We start from the raw sequence: 19,968 nt of genomic DNA on the forward strand, positions 1-19,968 counted from the left end.
ATGCTGCAGCAATGGATCGCTGGAATCATGGTGGCTTTTGCCGCCCTTTATGCGCTGTGGTACTGGATGCCCGCCGGCCTGCGTCGCCGGCTGGGGCGGGTGCAGAAAAATCTCGGTGAAAAGCCCGGTTGCGGCGCTTGCAGCAGTTGCGGCGGCTGTGGAACGGCCACCAAAGCCCTGCCGGAAAATACCAGCGCAGGTCGCCAGCCCCTGTGGATTCAACCCCGGCGCTAGAGCATCCTCAACCGGCGTCTGTCTTATGTCGCAGAAGAAAATTGACAGGATTTTGCTATTTAATCAATAGCTGCTTGTACACGTCCAGAATGCGCAAACAGCCTGTTTCATACTGAAAACTGCTGGCTGGTCAAACTCAATGCGCCCTGGCAAGCGGCGCATACACGGTCAACTGCCGGGCACGCTTTTACCCAAGGGTTACAACCGTCCCAGCAATAAAAACTCCATCAGCGCCTTTTGCACATGCATGCGGTTCTCGGCCTCGTCCCAGACGACGGATTGCGGACCGTCAATCACCTCGGCCTCGACTTCCTCGCCGCGGTGCGCCGGAAGGCAGTGCATGAACAGTGCATCAGGTTGTGCGGCGCGCATCATGTCGCTGTCCACGCACCAGTCTGCGAAGGCTGCCTTGCGGGCTTCGTTCTCGGCCTCAAAGCCCATGCTGGTCCACACATCGGTGGTGACCAGGTCGGCGCCGGCACAGGCCTGCATCGGGTCCTTGAAGACCTGGTAGCTTTCGCTGGAACGGATGCCGGCAATCGACTGGTCCACCTCATAGCCGCCGGGCGTGCTAAGGTGAACCTTGAAGCCCAGGATTTCGCTGGCCTGCAGCCAGGTGTTGGCCATGTTGTTGCCATCGCCGACCCAGGCCACGGTCTTGCCTTTGATCGAACCCCGGTGCTCGATGTAGGTGAAGATGTCGGCCAGGATCTGGCAGGGGTGGAATTCGTTGGTCAGGCCGTTGATGACCGGCACCCGCGAATGCTCGGCAAAGCGCTCGATTTTGGTCTGCTCGAAGGTGCGGATCATCACCAGATCAACCATGCGGCTGATGACCTTGGCGCTGTCCTCGATCGGCTCTGCGCGGCCCAGCTGGCTGCCTTCGGTGGTCAGGTTGACCACCGTACCCCCCAACTGGTACATGCCAGCCTCGAAACTCACGCGGGTTCGGGTCGAGGCTTTCTCGAAAATCATCACCAGCGTGCGGTCGATCAGCGGCTGGTGGCGCTCGTAGGCCTTGAACTTTTTCTTGATCTGGGCGGCACGCTCGAACAGGTAGGCATAGTCATCGGCGCTCAGGTCGCTGAACTGAAGGTAATGCTTGAGCGGAGTGGGGGGGCTGGACAGGCTCATGGTCATGCACCTTCCTGCAGCAGTTGCTTGATGAGCGGGCACAGGATGGCCACGACTTCATCGGCCTCGGCCATGGTCATGATGAGCGAAGGCACCAGGCGGATCACGGTGTCGGCCGTGACGCTGATCAGCAGGCCGTTTTCGGCCGCGCGGCCAACCAGTACGCCGCAGGGCTTTGCCAGTTCAATGCCCAGCATCAGGCCGCGACCGCGAACCTCCTTGAAGCCCGGCAAGCCGCCCAGCTCCCGGTTCAGCCCGGCTCGCAAATGGTCGCCCACCATCACCGCGTTGGCCATCAGGCCTTCTTCTTCCATGATGCGGATGGTTTCCACGCCGGCCCGCATGGCCAGCGGATTGCCGCCAAAGGTCGTGCCGTGGTTGCCTGGCGCAAAGATGTGCGCGGCGCGGGGGCCGGCAACCACCGCGCCAATAGGTACGCCCGAACCCAGCCCCTTGGCCAATGGCATGACGTCGGGCTTGATGCCGGCCCACTGGTGCGCAAACCATTTGCCGGTGCGGCCCATGCCGCATTGCACTTCATCGATCATCAGCAGCCAGTCGCGTTCGTCGCACAGGGCGCGCACCTGTTGCAAATATTCGTTGTCCATCGGGTGAACGCCGCCTTCGCCCTGGATGGCTTCAAAAAATACCGCCACCACATTCGGGTTGCCTTCGGTGGCCGCTTTCAGCTCACCGATGTTGTTGATCGGCACGCGAATGAAGCCTTCCACCAGCGGACCGAAACCGGCCTGAACCTTCGGGTTGCCGGTGGCGCTCAGCGTGGCGATGCTGCGGCCGTGGAAGGCTTTTTCATAAACGACGATTTCGGGGCGCTCGATGCCCTTGTCATGGCCAAACTTGCGCGCCAGCTTGAGCGCGGCTTCGTTGGCTTCCAGGCCGGTCGAGCAGAAGAACACGTTTTCAAGTCCCGACAGCTCCACCAGTTTGGCCGCCAGCGTTTCCTGCAGCGGCACATGGTAGTAGTTGGAGCTGTGGATGATCTTGCCGACCTGGTCGCGCAATGCGGCCACCAGCTGCGGGTGGTTGTGGCCGACGGTGTTGACCGCAATGCCGCCCAGCGCATCGAGGTAGGACTTGCCGTTGACGTCCCAGACACGGCAGCCCTGGCCATGCGAGAGGGCAATGGGCAGTCGGCCATAGGTGTTCATCACATGCGGGGAGGCGGCTTCGATGTGGTCAGGAAGGGCAGCGGTCATGGAAAACTCCGGGAAATGGGCAAACGACAAGGGTGGCGACAAAAGTTCAGCGCGCTTGAATTGATTTTAGGCGCACTCTTCAGACGCTTTGTTGACGATGCCGCATCACTGCCATGCGTCCTCCGGAAATCGACGCCAAGTGCCGGTGCGGGGTCTGAGTCTTATATAAGATAGAATTGTTGTGCGACGCAGCATGGGGTTTATCCTTACCCTTGGCCCGCAAAAACCCCTCCATCCGATGGTTTCCAATTCACCCAAAGAAGTCTTCATTCAGGGCATCACGCATGATGGCAAGACCTTCAGGCCCAGCGACTGGGCAGACAGGTTGTGCGGCGTGATGAGCCAGTTCCGCCCCGGCGGGCCACAGCCAGGCAGCCACCTGAACTATTCGCCGTGGTGCGTTCCCACCGTCGTCAACGGCATCAAATGCGTTGTGGTGAATGCCGAACTGCGCGATGCCGAACCCATGGCCTGGGATTTCGCGCTCAACTTTGCACGGGACAACCAGCTGCAAATGGCGGAGGCATGCCTTCTGCCCGACGTGCCGAAACGCTGACGCTGTTCGCCATCAACCCGATGTGCACAGACATAAAAAAACCGCCCGAAGGCGGTTTTTTACTTTTGCTGCAGCGCACCCGACAAAACGGCAGACTGGCTGGTTGAAGAGTCAGTCCGGGCGATTTGCCTGAATGATCAGGCGGTTGCGGTTTCCGGGGCGGGTTTCAGTGCCAGGGCTTTCACCTTGGCGGACAGGCGGCTCTTGTCGCGCGCTGCCTTGTTCTTGTGGAAGATGCCCTTGTCGGAAATCGTGTCCACAATGCTTTGGGCCTTGGCGAACAGGTCGCGGGCTTTGTCTTTGTCACCGGCTGCAACGGCTTTTTCAACGTTCTTGACAGCAGTGCGGTATTTGGAACGCAGCGAGGTGTTCGCGGCATTGAGTTTGACGTCCTGGCGGACGCGCTTGCGGCCGGAGGCGAGACGGGGGTTCTTTTTCTTGGGTTTGGCGGTTGCCATAATAAATTTCCTTTAATCCTGGGAGGAGTCTGTGAATGATGCAGCAAAGCCCGTGATTATACGATGGCCGGCTTTGCGCTCGCATCCTGACGCGCGCTGTACCCGCGACAACCTGTTTGATGACGACGCCGCAGGGGAGCATGCCCACCCAAATACCGCCGAAACTCCGGCTTCGCGATATGGCCGCGGGCGTGCTTGCGTGCACGGTTTCGGCACTGCTAGCGCAGGCTGCTGATGTAGTTCGCCAGGTTTTCGATGTCGGCTTCGCTCAGGGTTTGCGCCACGCTGGTCATGTTGCCGGCATCGTTGGTGCGGGTACGCGCCTTGAAATCCTTCAGTTGCTTGACGACGTAGTCGTATTGCTGGCCCGCGACGCGCGGAATTTCGTTCTGGCCCGAAAAACCGCCGAGGTGGCACATGGCGCAGAGGGTTTCATCGGCCTTCGCCTTGCCGAGCTTGACCTTTGCGTCGTCTGTCTTGTAGCTGGACGGCCTGGCGGTTTGGGCGGCGAAGTAGTTGGCCAGGTTGATCATGTCGTCGCGGCTCAGCGGCGCTGCCATCGGGCTCATCACCGGATCCTGGCGCCGGCCTTCCTTGAAGTCCTTAAGCTGAACGTAGATATAGCGCCAGGTCTGGCCTGCAATGTTGGGGTAGTTCGCGGTGCTCGAATTGCCATCGGCACCATGGCAGGCTGCGCACGCCTGCGCCTTGGCGCGGCCGGCTTCAATGTCCTGCGCGGCAGCCGGCCACCAGACCAGCCCTGTCACAAGGCCGGCCAGGGACAACACCAAGAACCTCGACAATTTCAAGCGGCCCCCATGCAGATGTCTCACCTGTCGCTGCATGGCTGGAACCAGAACGGAACCCCTTCGGCTGGCAATCACGGCATGCAGGAAGTACGGCATTTTTGCTACTTAAATAATAGCTGCTAATCAACGAGCAGCATGCGGAAGAGGCCTGTTTGATGATGAAAAAGTCGTTTGCAGGTCAGATCGAACGCGCTCTAGCGCTGGCTTGCCCCGGTCTGGTTTGCAGCGGCAATGTTTTTAGGCAGCGCATAGACGAACAGGGTGTTGCCACGCTTGAAGTCGAGCTGGGTGTTGCCGCCGCAACCCATGGCCACATACTGCCGGTCCTTGACCATGTACGACACCGGCATGGCGTTGGCGCCTGCGCCGCACTGGTATTCCCAGAGCAGCTTGCCATTTTTGGCGTCGAGTGCGCGAAACAGCCCATTGCCCTCGCCATAAAACAGCAGGTTGCCCGCCGTGGCCAGCGCGCCGCCAATCAGCGGCTGCGCGGTATCGAACTTCCAGGCCATCTTGCCGGTGTCGACATTGACGGCCGCGACGCGCCCCCATTGCTCCTCGCCCTCGATGGTCTTGAAAGCGCCGCCCAGCCACAGCTTGCCGCCCGGATAGGCTGCCTTTTCAACGTGGTAAGTCATGGGCTGGTGCAGGTTGAGTGCATACGCCATGCGAAGCTTCTCGTTGACCGCCATGGGCGACCATTCGACGCCGCCGTTGGCGCCGGGCAGCATGCGCGCGCCTTGCTCCGTGGGCAGGACCCACATGTTTTCCTGCGGGATCATGGCTTCGGAAAAACGGATCAGCGTGCCATCCCTGCGGTCATTCACATAGACATGGCCGGTCTTGCCGCCATGCAGCACTGCCGGAATCATCTTTCCGGTCTTGTCCTTGACATCCATCAGCACGGGCGGGCTGACCGCATCCAGGTCCCACACGTCATGGGCGACATACTGGTAGTGCCACTTGTACTTGCCGCTGTCCAGGTCCACGGCCACCAGCGAATCGGTGTACAGGTTGTCGCCCGGCCGCACGGCGCCGTACAGGTCGGGCGAGGGATTGCCGACGACAAAAAAGATGGTACGGGTCTTCAGGTCAACGGCCGGATTCATCCAGACGCCGCCGCCCAGGGTCTGGTAGAAGCTGCTGTCGCGCGCCAGTTCTGCTTTCTCGGCCGCGATGTCGCGGTGCATGTTGCGGCCGGTGGCATCGTTTTCGGCCCACACGCCTTCGTGGCCCTTCTCGGGAATGGTGTGGAAGGTCCAGAGCAGCTTGCCGTCCCTGGCGTCAAAGGCCTTGACGAATCCGCGAATGCCGTATTCGCCGCCATTGGTGCCGATCAGCACCTTGCCCTCGACCACGGTCGGCGACATGGTTTCGCTGTAGCCTTTTTCAGGATCGGCAATCTCCGTTTCCCACAGCAGCTTGCCGCTTTTCGCATCGAGCGCCACCAGCTTGGCATCGAGCGTGCCCATGAACAGCTTGCCGCCTTCGATGGCCACGCCGCGGTTGTTCGGTCCGCAGCAAAAAGTGGTGAACGGCCCCATCTTGTGCTTGTAGTGCCAGAACTCCTGGCCCGTCGTGGCGTCCAGCGCATAAACGTGGTTGAACGAGGTGGTCATGAACATCACGCCATCGACCACGATGGGCGCGGTTTCCATGGACTCGCGCACCTCGGTCTGGAAACTGAACTCGGGCCTGAGGTTCTTGACATTGCCGGTGTTGATTTGCCGGCCCGGGTAATAACGGGTTTGCGCATAGGAGCCGTTGGTTTGCAGCCAGTCCTTGTCCTGCAGGCCCGAGTTGTTGAGCTGTCCCTGCGAAACGCTGACCGCCTTGATGGCCGCTGGCGCGCCGGTCTTGCCTTTTTGCTGTTGTATTTCCTGCGCCTGCGCAGGGCCTGCCACGCAAAATGCAAGCAGGGCGGCCAGCCCTGCGGGATGTTGGAGTCGAATCATGACTGTCTCCTCAAGCGTGGCCCCCGCCGCCGTACACACAGCGAACCATGCCTCGGCGAATGGCCATCACATGCAGCAGAACGACGCTGCCCCGGTTTTAGTTTTTCAAATGCATGGGTCGAAAGAAAATTATGTGCTTGCAGTATTTTTTGAGGGGCGGGCGCAGGCTTCCTTTCAATTGTTGCAATTGAACACCTGGCGCCAACCTTGGCGCTGCAACGCCGCTTCAGCTGTTGTCCAGCAGCCTGGCGGCGTCGCTGAAATTGCCGTCGCGAGCCATGTCGGCTGAGGTTTTTCCACGGTTGTCCTTCAGGTTGCGGTCGGCGCCCTGGTCCAGAAGAAAGCGCAGGGTTTGCGTGTGGCCGTAGCCGGCCGCCCACATCAGCAGCGTCTCGTCGTTGTCCAGTCGCGCATTGACCGGTGCGCCGGCGCGCAGGAATTCCGCCAGGCACTCGCTGCAGCCCACGCCGGCGGCATAGATGGCGGCATTCTTTTTGACGCGGTCCAGCAACTCGATTTTGGCGCCGGCCGCCATGAGCTTTCGGACCACCGGTGCATTGCCTTTGAAGGCCGCGCCCATCAACGGTGTGACGCCTGAAATATTGGCCAGGTTGACATCGGCGCCGGCGCGCAGCAGCACGTCCACCAGCGCTTCATTGCCTTTGCTGGCCGCCATGTTGAGCGGCGAGTCGCCATTGCGGTCACGCGAATTGACGGCCGCTCCATCGGCAATCAGCCCCGCCACGCGTTCCGTTCGTCCTGCCTTGGCCGCCAGGACCAGTTCACCATTGATGTTGATCTTGTCCGCCCCCTGCTGGGCGAAAGCGGGCATGAGGGCTGCGCCCGACAGCAGCAAGGCCAAAAGTCCCTTTACCGGGGTAACGTTTTTCATGACAGCTCCTGTTGGAAAGTGGTGACATTGACATGCGGGAAAGTCCAGCCCGTGACAGCTTAAAACAGGCTGCGAATACCGACAAACAGCCGCCGCCCCGGCGCCGCTTCGAAATAGCGGCCGTTGTTGTCATTGACGATCAGCGAGCCGGCATAGGTCTTGTCCAGCAGGTTGTCGATGCGGCCGTACAGCAGCATTTTTGCGCCGTTGAAGCGAAATTCGCGGCTCAGGCTCGCATTGAAGACGGCGTAGCCAGGCGCTGCGTCGGTGTTCAGGTCGTTGACCCAGGTTTTGCTCTCCAGGCGCGTTTCCAGACCGGCCTTGATCGATTCGGTGAGGCGGGCCTGCACATCGGCGAACAGGCTGTGCCGTGGGGCGCCGGGCAGGCGGTTGCCGACAGGCACCGGTCCTTGCGCGCCGGCAAAGGCCGAATCGAAGCGCGCATCGAGCAGCGTGTAGGCCAGGCGTGTGTCCACACCGCCCGTCCAGTGGGCCGACCACGACGCTTCCAGGCCGCGCCGGGTAGTCTTGTCGGCGTTCTGGAAGATGGCCCGGCCGCCGCTCGACAGCGACGACACGATTTCGTCCTTGCTTCTGGCCTCGAACAGCGCGGCGTCAAAACTGTGCGGGCCGCTGCGCAGCTTGACGCCGATTTCGCCCTGCGTGCTTTTGGAGGCTTTCAGCGCAAAGTTCGGCCCCGGCGCACCGCCCGGGCGGTAGGCGCTTTCGGCCAGCGTCGGGGTTTCGAATCCGGTGCCCAGGTTGGCATACACATTGAGCGTTTCGGCGGCATGCCAGACCAGACCGATGACCGGGCTGGTGTTGCGGTATTCCACGCTGCCGCTGGTGCTGCTGCCCGCCGGGTTGAAGCGGTCATCGACACTGAATTTCACCCGGCTGGCACGCACGCCGGCAATCGCCTGCCAGTCGGGCGAGAACGTCCAGTCGATCTGGCCGAACACATCGTTGTTGCGCGCCGTGTCGTCTTCGTTACGGCGGAGCAGCCCGTTGTTGCCGGCGATGTTGTCGAATCCCTTGCGGGTTTCGCGCAACTGGTCGGCCTCGACGCCCACGGTCCAGCGCACCGGCAACTGGTTGACCTGCATCGCATGCGTCCAGCTGGCGCCGACGCCGCCATAGCTGCGGTCCAGGTTCACCACGCCATTGGTCTGGAAGGCCAGTTTCTGGTCCACCTGGCGCGTGCCGCCATAAAGGCGCGCATTGAGCGTGTCGCTGGCGGTCAGCTTGTGCTCGACCACCACCCCGGCCTGGTTTTGCTCGATGGTCTTGCGGGTGTTGAATGTGATGGCGCCCGGCACCACCTGGCGCGGGTTCTGCTGGAACTGCGAACGGGTCAGCCCGAGCGGGTCTTCGGCCAGCGGCTGGCGGAACAGGTTGACGATGCCGGTAATCGTGGTGTCGGCCGACGGCCTGGCGACGACCTTGGCATTGAGCTGCTCGCGCCGGGCCGCGCTGTGGTCGCGAAAACCGTCTGTCGAATAGCGCGACACATCCAGCAGCCCGCCCAGCGTTTCGCTGCCGCCCGCAATGCCGGCGGCGATGTGGCGCTGGCCGTCGGAACCCGCACCGGCGGACAGGCTGTATTCAGGCTTGTCAGGCGTGATTGGCGGGTTTTTGCTGAACACCTGGAGCACGCCGCCGGCCGCATTGCCGTAGAGCTGGGCCAGCGGGCCGCGAAGCAGCTCGATGCGCCTGGCCGAACTCAGGCTGGCGGTGGCGGCCTGGCCCTGGCCGTCGGGCATGGTTGCCGGAATGCCGTCGATCAGGATGCGCACGCCGCGCACGCCAAAGGTCGAGCGCGTGCCAAAACCGCGTACCGACAGCTGCAAATCCTGCGCAAAGTTCTGCCGGTCGCGGATCTGCAAACCTGGCACGCTGCCCATCAGCTCGGACAGGTTGACCAGCGGGGAGGCGGTGCGAAACGGATCGACCTGCACCGCATCGATGGCGCCGGGCGCGTCAAAGCGCCGCTGCTCGGCCCGGCTGGCGCTGACGACGACTTCCTGCAGGGCATTGTTTTGCGTGCCTGTGGCGTCCTGCGCCTGGCTGAATGCCGCCCCGGCAGCCAGGGTCAGCGCGGCGACGCAGGCTTGTGCGATGCGGTGCGGTGCCAGGCTGGAAAAGCGGCAGTCGCAGCCGCCGGGTGTACAGATTTGGAGCATGGTGTTGTGCATTTCCTGAACGTTGTGCCACAGGTGGCATGAAGCGGCAATACCCATTTTGATCTCTGGCACTCCGTGGCGGGGATGCACAAGCTTGAATACAAGGCGCAAAAAGAGGGTTGCATCCAAAACAGCACAAGCCATGCCATCGCCTTCGGCCGCCATGGCGAAGGCGGTGCGCGGCAGGCGTTCTGCCAGCGCATAAACTCCTGCGGTGTCACTTTTCAAATCCGCCTCCACCGTCTCCCTGTTCACCTTGCTGTCCCGCATCACCGGCCTGGTGCGCGAACTGCTGATTGCCTCGTCGTTTGGCGCCAGCGCCATGACCGATGCCTTCAATGTGGCTTTTCGCATTCCCAACCTGTTTCGCCGCCTGTTTGCCGAAGGCGCGTTCAGCCAGGCCTTCGTGCCGGTGTTGGCGGCGAACAAGGCGAAGCATGGCGAAGCCGCCACCAAGCTGCTCATCGACCGCGTCGCCACGCTGCTGTTCTGGGTGCTGCTGCTGACCTGCGTGATCGGCGTGGCGGCCGCGCCGTTGCTGGTCTGGGCCATGGCCAGCGGCTTGCAGCAGGATCCGCGCGGCTACGACGCCGCTGTGTTCATGACGCGCTGGATGTTCCCGTACATCGCCTTCATGTCGCTGGTGGCACTGTCGTCAGGTGTGCTCAATACCTGGCGGCGCTTTGCTGTGCCGGCCGCCACGCCGGTGCTGCTCAATGTGTCGATGATCGGCGCGGCCTGGCTGGGCGCACCCTGGTTCAGGTCGATGGGGATCGAGCCGGTGTATGCGCTGGGCGTGGGCGTGATGCTGGGCGGCGTTCTGCAGCTGGGCGTGCAGGTGCCGGCGCTGCTCAGGCTGGGCCTGCTGCCAAGAATCGGCTTCAGTGTGTCGGCGTTGCGGGCGGCATGGGCCGAGCCCGGGAGCAAGAACATTGCCAAGCTGATGGTGCCGGCCCTGCTGGGCGTGAGCGTGGCGCAAATCTCGCTGCTCATCAACACCCAGATCGCTTCGCATCTGGCGCCCGGCAGCGTCAGCTGGCTCACCTATGCCGACCGATTGATGGAATTCCCGACCGCCATGCTGGGCGTGGCCATCGGCGTCGTGCTGACGCCGCAACTGGCGGCGGCCAAGGGCGAAGGCGACGCCGCCAAATACTCGGCCATGCTCGACTGGGGCCTGCGCATCGTCGTGCTGCTGGCCGTGCCCTGCGCGGTGGCGCTGCTGACGTTTTCGGAGCCGCTGGTGGCCACGCTGTATCACTACGGCGCGTTCACCGACCGTGACGTGCAGCAGACCACCACCGCGCTGATGGGCTACGGCGCCGGCTTGCTCGGGCTGGTGGCCATCAAGGTGCTGGCACCGGGTTTTTATGCCAGCCAGAACATCAAGACGCCTGTGAAAATCGCCGTGGTCGTGCTGGTGATCACGCAGTTGCTCAACCTGGCGCTGGTGCCGTACTTCCAGCATGCCGGGCTGGCGCTGGCGATTGGCATCGGCGCGTTGATCAATGCGCTGTCGCTGCTGGTCGGGCTGATCAAGCGCGGCAGCTACACGCCAGCGCCGGGCTGGGTGCTGTTTGGCCTGCAGGTTTTTTCGGCCAGTGCGCTGCTGGCGGTGTTTTTGCTCTGGGCCGCCGATGGCGTGAACTGGATTGGCCTGAAGCACCAGTATTTTCAGCGAATCGGGCTGCTTGCGCTTGTCCTTCTTGCGTCTGCTGCTATATATTTCATAGTTCTCCGGGTGTCCGGCCTGAAGCTGCGCAAGTTGCTCAAACGCTGACGCGGCCTGTAGATGGGTTCGCGCTTGACGCACCGCAAGCAGCGGTATATTTACCGATACACATTAGGGTTCGGTTTGTGAGAAAGTAGCGCCATGCCATTAAATTTTGCCGTCCCGTCGCCGCTTCAATACTTTTCCAGTCTGGTGCAAAGCGATGCGCATTTCCCCTTGCTGGAAGCTGCCGTCAGCCTGGCGCAGGACGAATACCCCGACCTGGACGTCGAGCAGGTGCTGGGCGATGTGGACCAGCTGCTGGCCCGCCTCAAGCGCCGCCTGCCCGGCGACGCCCCCGAACTGCAGCGCCTGCGCGCGCTGAACCAGTTCTTTTTTCGCGACCTGGGCTTTGGCGGCAACATCAACGACTACTACGACCCCGACAACAGCTACCTGAACACGGTGCTGCGCACACGCCGCGGTATCCCGATCACCCTGGCCGTGCTGTGGCTCGAACTGGCCGTCGGCCTGGGCCTGAATGCGCGCGGCGTGGCCTTTCCGGGGCATTTCATGGTCAAGGTCAACCTGCCCAAGGGCCAGGTGGTGATCGACCCGTTCAACGGCCAGTCGCTCAGCCGCGAGGAACTGGCCGAGCGGCTGGAGCCTTTCCGGCAGCGCAGCCCCGTCAGCGAGGAATTCGAAGTGCCGATGGGGTTGTACCTGCAGTCGGCGCCGCCGCGCGAGATCATCGCCCGCATGCTGCGCAACCTCCAGGACATCCACAAGACCCAGGAAGACTGGCCGCGCCTGATTGCCGTGCAGGACCGGCTCATCGTGCTGCAGCCCGACGCCTGGACCGAATACCGCGACCGGGGCCTGGCCTGGGCGGCGCAGGGCGACGTGGGTTCAGCGGTGGCCGACCTGGAAATTTACCTGGCGCATGCCGATGATGCGCTGGACACCGACGCGATTGCCGCGCGCGTCAGCCAGCTGCGCCGCGCTGGTGACTGAAATTCAGACCAAAAATGCCTTTTCCGCAGGCGGGCAGGGCGCTGGCAGCTATCCTTAAAGGAGCGCCATCATGGCGTCAGGCCGCGCCAGCGCCACAGCAGCGCCAGCGCAGCCAGGCTGAACAATGCGCCTGCCGCAAACGTGGCCGGTGCGCCCATCTGGTCCCACAGCACGCCCGCCACGGTGCTGGCCAGCAGCATCGCCAGCCCGCTCATCAGATTGAAAAAACCAAAGGCCGTGCCGCGCAGGTCGGGCGGCGCTGTATCGGCCACCATGGTGGCCAGCAAGCCCTGGGTCATCGCCATGTGCAGGCCCCACAGCACGATGCCGGCCGCGATCCAGGCCAGGCTGCTGCCCGACGCCAGCACCGCATCAGCGGCGATCAGTACGCCCAGGCCCCAGGCCAGCAGCGCGCGGTGGCTGACAGCGTCCGACAGCTTGCCAAAGGGATAAGCGCCCACGGCATAGACGATGTTCATGCCGATCAACACCAGCGGCGTGTACGCCACCGGCAGGCCGCCCTGCAGTGCGCGCAGCAGTAAAAACGCCTCGCTGAAACGCGCCAGCGTGAACACCGCGCCAATGACGACCACGCGCCAGTAAGGCGCACTCAGGCGGCGCAAGTTGGCCTGGCTGATCGGGTTGACACGCGGCGCTTCGTTCGGCAAGCGGACGCGCTCCGGCTCCTGCACGCCGAACAGCAGCAGCGCCACGGCCAGGAAGCCCGGCACCATCGCCACCCAGAAAACCGCGCGGAAGTCATTTGCCCAGAGCAGCATCAGGCCCATGGCGATCAGCGGGCCGACGAAGGCGCCCACGGTATCAAGCGACTGGCGCAGGCCGAACGCCGCGCCGCGCATGCCGGGCGGCGCCAGGTCGGCCACAAGCGCATCGCGCGGCGCGCCGCGAATGCCCTTGCCCACGCGGTCAATCAGCCGGGCAGCGAGCACCAGGCCGGTCGTGGATGCCAGTGCAAACAGCGGTTTGGACGCCGCGCCCAGTCCGTAGCCCAGCACCGCCAGCGGCTTGCGCTTGCCCCAATAGTCGCTGAGCACGCCCGAGAACACCTTGACGATGAGTGCCGTGGCTTCTGCCGCGCCTTCGATCAGCCCGACAGCCCACATGCTGGTTCCCAGCACCGTGACCATGAATACCGGCAGCAGGCTGTGGATCATCTCGGAAGAAATGTCCATCAAGAGGCTGACAAAGCCCAGCGCCCAGATGGCGGCTGGCAGGCGCCGCGAACCGGTGTGGGCGGTGACGGGCCGGTCGGGGCAATCAGGCATGTGCTTTGCCGTGACGGGCGGGTTTTGAAGTGCGTCGGACTTGAGGGTTTTTAGCGCACCATCACGGCGGCGCCGTCGCCGATGGATGCAATCACACCAATCTCATAAACCGTCTCTCCCGCCTCGCGCAGCATGGCGGCGCAATCCGCAGCACTGGCCGCGTCAATCACCACGACCATGCCGATGCCGTTGTTGAAGGTGCGGTTCATCTCGATGTCGTCGATGCCGGCGGTTTTTTGCAGCCAGGCAAACAGTTCGGTCTGTGGCCAGCTGCCCTGGGTCAGGTGCGCCGCCATGCCTGCGGGCAGCACGCGCGGAATGTTCTCCAGCAAGCCGCCGCCGGTGATGTGCGCCAGTGCCTTGATCGGGTGGGCGGCCAGCGCAGCCAGCACATTCTTGACATACAGGCGGGTCGGCTGCATCAGCGTCTCTTTGAACGGCTTGCCGTCCAGCGTGGCGGGCAGGTCGCTGCCGGCGCGCTCGATGCATTTGCGCACCAGGCTGAAACCGTTGGAATGCACGCCGCTTGACGCCAGGCCGAGCACCACGTCTCCCGGCGTCACGTCCTTGCCGGTCAGGATTTTGGACTTTTCCACCGCACCGACGGCAAAACCGGCCAGGTCGTATTCGCCGGCCGGGTACATGCCGGGCATTTCAGCGGTTTCGCCGCCGATCAGGGCGCAACCCGAGAGCTCGCAGCCCTTGGCAATGCCGCCGATCACGCTAGCTGCGGTGTCGATGTCGAGCTTTCCGCAGGCGAAATAGTCAAGAAAGAACAGCGGCTCGGCGCCTTGAACCAGCACGTCGTTGACGCTCATGGCGACCAGGTCGATGCCGACGGTGTCGTGCATGTTCCATTCAAACGCCAGCTTGAGCTTGGTGCCGACGCCGTCGGTGCCAGAAACCAGCACCGGTTCCTTGTAGCGCTTGGGCACCTCGAACAGCGCGCCAAAGCCGCCGATGCCGGCCATCACGCCTTCGCGCATGGTCTTTTTGGCCAGCGGCTTGATGCGCTCAACCAGGGCGTCGCCCGCGTCGATGTCAACGCCGGCGTCTTTGTAGGAAAGGGGGGTAGTGGTCATGGTGTCGGGAGGTAATGCGGTGGGAGCCGGGAAAGCTCGAAGGGGCAGGGCGGTTGTCGGGAACCCGCTGGCCAAGCCCGATAGAATCCAGCCTGAGATTCTAAAGGCTATACCCCCTAGCTTCTGCCGGCCCCTTGCGGGCCAGCACATTCCAAGGCTTCATGCAACCTACCCTGACTCCCAAACGCGCCGTGACCTGGTGCCTGACCCGCGCACCGGCCGGGAGCCGTTCGCATGCTTTCTGAAACCGGGACGCGACCCGCCATGGCCGCCATGAAACAACTTGCCCTGGACATCGGACTCGCCTCCGACCCCTCGTTTGCCAATTTTTTCATCGGACCGAATGAAGCAGCGGTCCAGCAATTGGCGTCTTGGGCGCAAAGTCTGCCGGATTCGCCGGTGCCGACTTACCTGTGGGGCGACGAAGCCAGCGGCAAGACGCATCTGCTCAAGGCGGTCAGCGAAGCCCTGCGTGACCAGGGCGCTTCCAGCGGTTGGATGGATGCTTCCATGCTGGAACCGCCTGAGTTCAATGAAGCCTGGTCCGCCGTGATCATGGACGAATGCCATCTCTACAACGCAGCGCAGCAGCGCACGGCCTTCAACTGGTTCGTCAATGCGCTGAGCACCGACGACGGCCATCCGCGCTGGGTGGTGGCTGCCGGCAATGTGCCGCCGGCCGACCTGCCGCTGCGCGAAGACCTGAGGACGCGCCTTGGCTGGGGCCATGTGTTTGCCCTGCAGGCGCTGAGCGACGACGAGCGGCGCGCCGTGATCAAGCAGGAAGCCGACGCGCGCGGCTTTTTGCTCAGTGACGAGGTAGTCGATTTCATGCTCACGCGCTTTTCACGCGACCTGGGCAGCCTGATGCAGCTGCTCGACAAACTGGACAGCTACGCGCTGCAAACCAAGCGGGCCATCACCATCCCGCTGATCAAAACCATGCTGGAGACTGAATGACGGTAGAGGTGAATGTTGACAAGAAAGTTGCCGTGAACAACGCACGAACTCCCCAGAACCTGGCATTGTTTGATCTGGACCACACCCTGATTCCGATTGACTCGGACTACGAATGGGGCGAGTTCACGATTGCGCTGGGCTGGTGCGATGCCACCGAATTCAAGCGCCGCAATGCCGAGTTCTTTGAACAATACCGGGCCGGGACGCTCGACATCCATGACTATGTACGATTTGCCACGCAGGCCATCCGAGAGCAGGGCACTATCAATTCAATAGCTGCTCACGCCCGCTTCATGAGCGAGATTGTGCATAAAGCCATTAAAAACCAGGCACTTGAGCTGGTCGGGCGGCACCGCGCGGCCGGCGACGAGCTGGTCATCGTGACGGCCACCAACGAGTTCGTGACGCGGCCGATTGCCGATGCCTTTGGTGTATCCGAACTGATCGCGGTCGAACTGGAACGCGACGCCCAGGGCAACCTGACCGGCGAGATCCGGGGCACGCCATCGGCCAGAGAAGGAAAGGTCGCCCGCATGGAACAATGGCTGGCCGCCCGCAGCCTGGCTTGGGGTGATGTGCAGACGACGTTTTATACCGATTCGATGAACGACCTGGCGCTGCTGGAAAAGGTCAACCACCCGGTCGCCACCAACCCCGACGCGCGCCTGCGGGCACTGGCGCTTGAGCGCGGATGGCGCATACTTGACCTGTTTTAAGCGCTGCGGATGGCGCTTGCCGCCGGGCAGCGGCGGCCGCCTCCGGCCTGAAGCGCGCAGGGACACCGCTTGCTGCCAAGAGGCGGCATCTCCCCCAAAATTTTAAATTTCATGATCAAAAAATTCATAGACAAGCTGTTCGGCAAATCCGGCAGCGCCGAATCCCCTGCAAAACGGGTTCCAAAGTCCCCCTTCGGCAAGCGCCACGACATCGAGTTCAAGGACCACGGCATCAACGTCAAGCTGGTGGACGAACGCGCCATGGACGTGGTGCATGTGCTCAAGCAGGCGGGTTTCCAGGCCTACATCGTCGGCGGCGCGGTGCGCGACCTGCTGGTGGGCTTGAAGCCGAAAGACTTCGACGTGGCCACCGACGCCACGCCCGAACAGGTCAAGTCGCTGTTTCGCCGCGCCTTCATCATCGGCCGTCGCTTTCGCATCGTCCACGTCATCTACGGCCGGGGCCGCGAACACGAGGTGATCGAGGTCTCGACGTTTCGCGCCCACATGGACAACGCCCTGGCCGAGCAGGTCGGCGGCAACGAGCGCACCAGCAAGAGCGAACTCGCCGGCATGAAGCACGCCGTGCATGCGTCGGGCCGGGTGCTGCGCGACAACGTCTGGGGACCGATGGAAGAAGACGCCGCGCGGCGCGACTTCACCATCAACGCCATGTACTACGACCCTGAAACGCAAGTCGTTGTCGATTACCACAACGGCATTGGCGACTCAAAGAAAAAAATCGTCCGCATGATCGGCAACCCGGCGCTGCGCTACCGCGAAGACCCGGTGCGCATCATCCGCGCCGTGCGGTTTGGCGCCAAGCTCAATGCGCTGGGCTTCAAGTTCGAGGAAAAAACGGCGGCGCCGCTGAAGGAAATGTGCGGCCTGCTGGCCGACGTGCCGCAGTCACGGCTGTTCGACGAAATGCTCAAGCTGCTGCAAACCGGCCATTCGCTGGCGAGCATTGCGCAGCTCAAGGCACTGGGCATGGGAACCGGCATCTACCCGCTGCTCGACGTGGTGGTTGAAATGGCCGACGACCCTTTCCTGAAACTGGCCTTGCAGGACACCGACCGGCGCGTCGGTGAAGGCAAGCCGGTCGCGCCCAGCTTTTTGCTGTCGTGCGTGCTCTGGAATGATGTGCGCAGTGGCTGGGACCGGCGCCTCAAGCGCAACGAGCCCCCGATGCCGGCGCTGCAGGATGCGATTGACGAAGCCTTCAACGCCAGGATTGGCGATGTCTCGGGGCGCGGCAAGCTCGGCATCGACATGCGCGAGATCTGGACCATGCAGCCGCGTTTTGAAAAGCGCGTGGGCAATGCGCCGTATTCGCTGCTGGAGCAGCCGCGCTTTCGCGCCGGTTTCGACTTCTTGCGCCTGCGCGGCCAGATCGGCGAGATCGACCCGGAACTGGGCGAATGGTGGGAAAAGTTCAGCACCGCCTACGACGACGAACGTCATGACATGATCGAGGCGATGCGCGAAACGCAGCAGAAAAAGCCTCAGCCTCGCACGCGGGTCAAGCGGGTCGATGCCGACGTCAGCAACACCGGTGCGCCGTCCTCGTCGTCCCCGCCATCTTCCAGCGCCAGCCAGTCCGGACCCGATGGGCTGGAGTCGCCCTTGCAGGACGGCGACGCGGCTCCGGCCAAAAAACGCCGGCGCCGCCGCAAGCCGGCCGGCCGTGCGGCCGAGGGACAAGACGGCAGCAGCGAAGCGCCGCGATCCACCGACGCTTCACCGGCAGCCGACCACTGAGCGCCAAACGTCACGCCATGCGTCCAGGCGAACCCCAGGAAAAGACAAGTACCGGACGCGAGCCGGTGACCGCCTGTATTGCCCTGGGTGCCAACCTTGGCGATGCAGTGTCGGCCCTGCGCCAGGCCATCGAGGCGCTCAGGGCGTTGCCGCTCACGCAGGTTCTCCAGGTGTCCAGTTTTTATAAAACCGCGCCGCTGGACACCGATTCCGGCAGCGAAGCGCCTGCGCCTGGACGCGATTACATCAATGCGGTCGTGGCGCTGCAAACCGGATTGACTGCGCCTGCGCTGCTCGATGCGTTGCAGGCGCTCGAATGGCAGGCCGGGCGCGAACGGCCCTACCGCAATGCGCCGCGTACGCTGGACCTGGACCTGCTGCTGTATGGCAGCGCGCGCATCGACTCGGCCCGCTTGACCGTGCCGCATCCGCGCATGATGCAGCGGGCCTTTGTGCTGGTGCCACTGGCCGAAATCGCGCCGCAGCAAGTTAGCGCGGAGCAGTTGCAGGCCGTGCTGCACCAGGCTATCGAGCGGCTGGGCAGTGGGCAGGTTTAAGGCGAAGTCGGTCTGACCTGGCTATCATCACACTTGCGCAATCCGGCAGTTATTGCTACTGAATTCATAGCTGCCTGCATAGGCCCCACTTGCGCAAGAAGCCTGTTTGATGCTAAAAACGGATTCGTCATTCCCGTCTTCGCGGGAATGACGGCGGTGAAGTGATGGCGCGGCTAAGGCGCCAGGCGTTCGCGCAGCCAGCTGGCATCACCTAGCAGCGTGTAGCGCAGACGATCGTGCAGACGGCTTTTGCGGCCTTGCCAGAACTGCCAGTTGTCCGGCTTGAGGCGGTAGCCGCCCCAGTGCGGCGGACGCGGCGGGTTCAGCATGAACTTCGCGCCGTACTTGGCGGCATTGGCCACCAGCACGCCACGGCTTGATATCACCTCGCTCTGCGGGCTGGCCCAGGCGCCAATGCGCGAATCCAGCGGCCGGCTGTGAAAGTAGGCATCGCTTTCTTTGTCAGACACTTTCTCGACCACGCCTTCGATGCGCACCACGCGTTCGAGCTCGACCCAGTGGAATTGCAACGCCGCACACGGATTGCCCGCCAGCTCCTGCCCCTTGCGGCTGGCGTAATTGGTGTACCAGACGATGCCGCGCGCATCAAAGCCCTTGATCAGCACCACGCGGGTGGACGGGCGCAGGTCGCTGGCCACCGTGGCGACGGTCATGGCGTTGGGTTCGGGAACCTGCGCGGCAATGGCTTCGCTGAGCCATTGGTCGAACTGCTGGAGCGGGTCGGCATGCGAGGCGCCCTCGTTGAGTTCTGCGCGCTCGTAGCTTTTGCGAAGGTCGGCGATGGTGTTGTGGTCAAACATGGCCCGGAGTATAAAGTCCGCTGCCCGATTTGCGCCCGCTAAAGGCTCAGCCTGGGGTCACCACGGCGCAGGCCAGGCGCGGTCCGGCGTTGCCGGTGGGCTGGGTGGTGTAGTCGTCGGGATCGCGGTGAACGATCAGCCCTCGTCCGATGATGTTGCCGTTGCCGCTGCCGACGGAAATGCCGCTGGACTCGAAGCTGAACCGGGCGACACCGCTGGCATCGGCCTTGAGGCTGGGCAGGTCGCCTGCGTGATGGGCCATGGCGGAATGCTGGCCGTGGGGCTGGCCGGTTGGATTGAAGTGGCCGCCCGCGCTCATGCCGTCGCCGCTGGAGCAGTCGCCTTTTTCATGCAGGTGAAAGCCGTGCTCGGCATTCGGCTTGAGCCCGCTGACCATGCCGGAAACCAGCACCTTGTCGCCGCTCTGGGTAAAGGTGACCGAGCCGCTGGCGATGTTGCCGGTGGTACTTTGCAGCTGGGCCACCGCGCGCGGACCGGTGGTGGTGCTGGCGCAGGCGCCAAGTGCCAGCACGCTGGCCAGCAGGATGAAGGTGCGTGTCATGAAATCTCCCCGGGGTTGTGTTGTTCAAGCTGGAATGCCGGCACGTGTGACGGTTCAAGC

Annotated in this window: 19 protein-coding genes; 8 read left to right on the forward strand and 11 right to left on the reverse strand. The window is 63.0% G+C overall.

What is annotated here, in order from left to right:
* Nucleotides 1-234: a hypothetical protein gene (locus GZ092_RS10290; RefSeq protein ID WP_293636304.1), complete on the forward strand. Its 234-nt coding sequence runs from the start codon at nt 1-3 to the stop codon at nt 232-234.
* Nucleotides 235-432: 198 nt separating this feature from the next.
* On the opposite strand, the gene argF is transcribed toward GZ092_RS10290, so the two are convergent.
* Nucleotides 433-1,368 carry an ornithine carbamoyltransferase gene (argF, locus tag GZ092_RS10295; RefSeq protein ID WP_293636345.1) on the reverse strand — a complete coding sequence of 312 codons (936 nt, stop codon included), beginning with the start codon at nt 1,366-1,368 and terminating at the stop codon, nt 433-435.
* A 2-nt stretch (nt 1,369-1,370) separates the two neighbouring features.
* Nucleotides 1,371-2,585, reverse strand: coding sequence for an aspartate aminotransferase family protein (locus GZ092_RS10300; protein WP_293636305.1), 1,215 nt, complete (start codon nt 2,583-2,585; stop codon nt 1,371-1,373).
* A gap of 238 nt (nt 2,586-2,823) precedes the next feature.
* On the opposite strand from GZ092_RS10300, the gene GZ092_RS10305 reads away from it, so the two are divergent.
* Complete coding sequence (locus GZ092_RS10305; protein ID WP_293636306.1) at nt 2,824-3,141, forward strand: DUF3579 domain-containing protein; 318 nt, start codon at nt 2,824-2,826, stop codon at nt 3,139-3,141.
* 137 nt (nt 3,142-3,278) lie between these two features.
* Here the strand turns inward: GZ092_RS10305 and rpsT are convergent, their stop codons facing one another.
* The 5 genes from rpsT to GZ092_RS10330 form a co-directional block, all read right to left on the reverse strand.
* Complete coding sequence (gene rpsT / locus GZ092_RS10310) at nt 3,279-3,599, reverse strand: 30S ribosomal protein S20 (protein WP_293636307.1); 321 nt, start codon at nt 3,597-3,599, stop codon at nt 3,279-3,281.
* 218 nt (nt 3,600-3,817) lie between these two features.
* Nucleotides 3,818-4,387, reverse strand: a complete 570-nt coding sequence (locus GZ092_RS10315) for a c-type cytochrome (RefSeq protein WP_293636308.1) — start codon at nt 4,385-4,387, stop codon at nt 3,818-3,820.
* Between the two features lie 215 nt (nt 4,388-4,602).
* The gene (locus GZ092_RS10320; RefSeq protein ID WP_293636309.1) at nt 4,603-6,363 is read right to left on the reverse strand and encodes a PQQ-binding-like beta-propeller repeat protein; all 1,761 of its coding nucleotides are present in this window, start codon (nt 6,361-6,363) and stop codon (nt 4,603-4,605) included.
* A 226-nt stretch (nt 6,364-6,589) separates the two neighbouring features.
* Nucleotides 6,590-7,255, reverse strand: coding sequence for an ankyrin repeat domain-containing protein (locus GZ092_RS10325; RefSeq protein WP_293636310.1), 666 nt, complete (start codon nt 7,253-7,255; stop codon nt 6,590-6,592).
* Between the two features lie 59 nt (nt 7,256-7,314).
* Nucleotides 7,315-9,666 carry a TonB-dependent receptor gene (locus tag GZ092_RS10330; protein WP_293636311.1) on the reverse strand — a complete coding sequence of 784 codons (2,352 nt, stop codon included), beginning with the start codon at nt 9,664-9,666 and terminating at the stop codon, nt 7,315-7,317.
* On the opposite strand from GZ092_RS10330, the gene murJ reads away from it, so the two are divergent.
* Both murJ and GZ092_RS10340 read left to right on the forward strand, forming a co-directional pair.
* Complete coding sequence (murJ, locus tag GZ092_RS10335; RefSeq protein WP_293636312.1) at nt 9,653-11,218, forward strand: murein biosynthesis integral membrane protein MurJ; 1,566 nt, start codon at nt 9,653-9,655, stop codon at nt 11,216-11,218. The genes GZ092_RS10330 and murJ overlap by 14 nt on opposite strands.
* 93 nt (nt 11,219-11,311) lie before the next feature.
* Nucleotides 11,312-12,163, forward strand: coding sequence for a tetratricopeptide repeat protein (locus GZ092_RS10340; RefSeq protein ID WP_293636313.1), 852 nt, complete (start codon nt 11,312-11,314; stop codon nt 12,161-12,163).
* Between the two features lie 68 nt (nt 12,164-12,231).
* Here GZ092_RS10340 and GZ092_RS10345 read toward each other — a convergent pair whose 3' ends face one another.
* Together GZ092_RS10345 and purM are read right to left on the reverse strand one after the other, a co-directional pair.
* Nucleotides 12,232-13,449, reverse strand: coding sequence for an MFS transporter (locus GZ092_RS10345; protein WP_293636314.1), 1,218 nt, complete (start codon nt 13,447-13,449; stop codon nt 12,232-12,234).
* Nucleotides 13,450-13,499: 50 nt separating this feature from the next.
* Complete coding sequence (gene purM, locus GZ092_RS10350) at nt 13,500-14,531, reverse strand: phosphoribosylformylglycinamidine cyclo-ligase (RefSeq protein WP_293636315.1); 1,032 nt, start codon at nt 14,529-14,531, stop codon at nt 13,500-13,502.
* A gap of 273 nt (nt 14,532-14,804) precedes the next feature.
* On the opposite strand from purM, the gene hda reads away from it, so the two are divergent.
* The 4 genes from hda to folK all read left to right on the forward strand — a co-directional run bounded on the left by hda (nt 14,805) and on the right by folK (nt 18,525).
* A complete protein-coding gene (hda, locus tag GZ092_RS10355; protein ID WP_293636316.1) occupies nt 14,805-15,491 on the forward strand; it encodes a DnaA regulatory inactivator Hda in 687 nt (228 codons plus the stop codon).
* A complete protein-coding gene (locus GZ092_RS10360) occupies nt 15,488-16,207 on the forward strand; it encodes an HAD family hydrolase (RefSeq protein ID WP_293636317.1) in 720 nt (239 codons plus the stop codon). Before hda ends, GZ092_RS10360 begins: the two co-directional genes overlap by 4 nt.
* 111 nt (nt 16,208-16,318) lie before the next feature.
* Nucleotides 16,319-17,968: a polynucleotide adenylyltransferase PcnB gene (pcnB, locus tag GZ092_RS10365; protein WP_293636318.1), complete on the forward strand. Its 1,650-nt coding sequence runs from the start codon at nt 16,319-16,321 to the stop codon at nt 17,966-17,968.
* Between the two features lie 17 nt (nt 17,969-17,985).
* The gene (folK, locus tag GZ092_RS10370; RefSeq protein ID WP_293636319.1) at nt 17,986-18,525 is read left to right on the forward strand and encodes a 2-amino-4-hydroxy-6-hydroxymethyldihydropteridine diphosphokinase; all 540 of its coding nucleotides are present in this window, start codon (nt 17,986-17,988) and stop codon (nt 18,523-18,525) included.
* Between the two features lie 173 nt (nt 18,526-18,698).
* Here the strand turns inward: folK and pdxH are convergent, their stop codons facing one another.
* Nucleotides 18,699-19,346: a pyridoxamine 5'-phosphate oxidase gene (gene pdxH, locus GZ092_RS10375; protein WP_293636320.1), complete on the reverse strand. Its 648-nt coding sequence runs from the start codon at nt 19,344-19,346 to the stop codon at nt 18,699-18,701.
* A 46-nt stretch (nt 19,347-19,392) separates the two neighbouring features.
* Nucleotides 19,393-19,908 (reverse strand): superoxide dismutase family protein, encoded by a 516-nt coding sequence (locus GZ092_RS10380; RefSeq protein WP_293636321.1) that lies wholly within the window; start codon nt 19,906-19,908, stop codon nt 19,393-19,395.
* Nucleotides 19,909-19,968: the final 60 nt, after the last annotated feature.

Source organism: Polaromonas sp. (genome assembly GCF_010365105.1).
In the GTDB taxonomy this organism is placed as follows: Bacteria; Pseudomonadota; Gammaproteobacteria; order Burkholderiales; family Burkholderiaceae_C; genus Polaromonas.

What these genes read in the sequence shown, in the direction of transcription:
- GZ092_RS10380 (WP_293636321.1), bottom strand. Translation starts at nt 19,908, where the DNA reads ATGACACGCACCTTCATCCTGCTGGCCAGCGTGCTGGCACTTGGCGCC.
- rpsT (WP_293636307.1), bottom strand. Translation starts at nt 3,599, where the DNA reads ATGGCAACCGCCAAACCCAAGAAAAAGAACCCCCGTCTCGCCTCCGGC.
- GZ092_RS10305 (WP_293636306.1), top strand. Translation starts at nt 2,824, where the DNA reads ATGGTTTCCAATTCACCCAAAGAAGTCTTCATTCAGGGCATCACGCAT.
- GZ092_RS10320 (WP_293636309.1), bottom strand. Translation starts at nt 6,363, where the DNA reads ATGATTCGACTCCAACATCCCGCAGGGCTGGCCGCCCTGCTTGCATTT.
- GZ092_RS10300 (WP_293636305.1), bottom strand. Translation starts at nt 2,585, where the DNA reads ATGACCGCTGCCCTTCCTGACCACATCGAAGCCGCCTCCCCGCATGTG.
- GZ092_RS10360 (WP_293636317.1), top strand. Translation starts at nt 15,488, where the DNA reads ATGACGGTAGAGGTGAATGTTGACAAGAAAGTTGCCGTGAACAACGCA.
- folK (WP_293636319.1), top strand. Translation starts at nt 17,986, where the DNA reads ATGCGTCCAGGCGAACCCCAGGAAAAGACAAGTACCGGACGCGAGCCG.
- hda (WP_293636316.1), top strand. Translation starts at nt 14,805, where the DNA reads ATGAAACAACTTGCCCTGGACATCGGACTCGCCTCCGACCCCTCGTTT.
- pdxH (WP_293636320.1), bottom strand. Translation starts at nt 19,346, where the DNA reads ATGTTTGACCACAACACCATCGCCGACCTTCGCAAAAGCTACGAGCGC.
- pcnB (WP_293636318.1), top strand. Translation starts at nt 16,319, where the DNA reads ATGATCAAAAAATTCATAGACAAGCTGTTCGGCAAATCCGGCAGCGCC.
- GZ092_RS10340 (WP_293636313.1), top strand. Translation starts at nt 11,312, where the DNA reads ATGCCATTAAATTTTGCCGTCCCGTCGCCGCTTCAATACTTTTCCAGT.
- argF (WP_293636345.1), bottom strand. Translation starts at nt 1,368, where the DNA reads ATGAGCCTGTCCAGCCCCCCCACTCCGCTCAAGCATTACCTTCAGTTC.
- GZ092_RS10290 (WP_293636304.1), top strand. Translation starts at nt 1, where the DNA reads ATGCTGCAGCAATGGATCGCTGGAATCATGGTGGCTTTTGCCGCCCTT.
- purM (WP_293636315.1), bottom strand. Translation starts at nt 14,531, where the DNA reads ATGACCACTACCCCCCTTTCCTACAAAGACGCCGGCGTTGACATCGAC.
- GZ092_RS10345 (WP_293636314.1), bottom strand. Translation starts at nt 13,449, where the DNA reads ATGCCTGATTGCCCCGACCGGCCCGTCACCGCCCACACCGGTTCGCGG.
- GZ092_RS10325 (WP_293636310.1), bottom strand. Translation starts at nt 7,255, where the DNA reads ATGAAAAACGTTACCCCGGTAAAGGGACTTTTGGCCTTGCTGCTGTCG.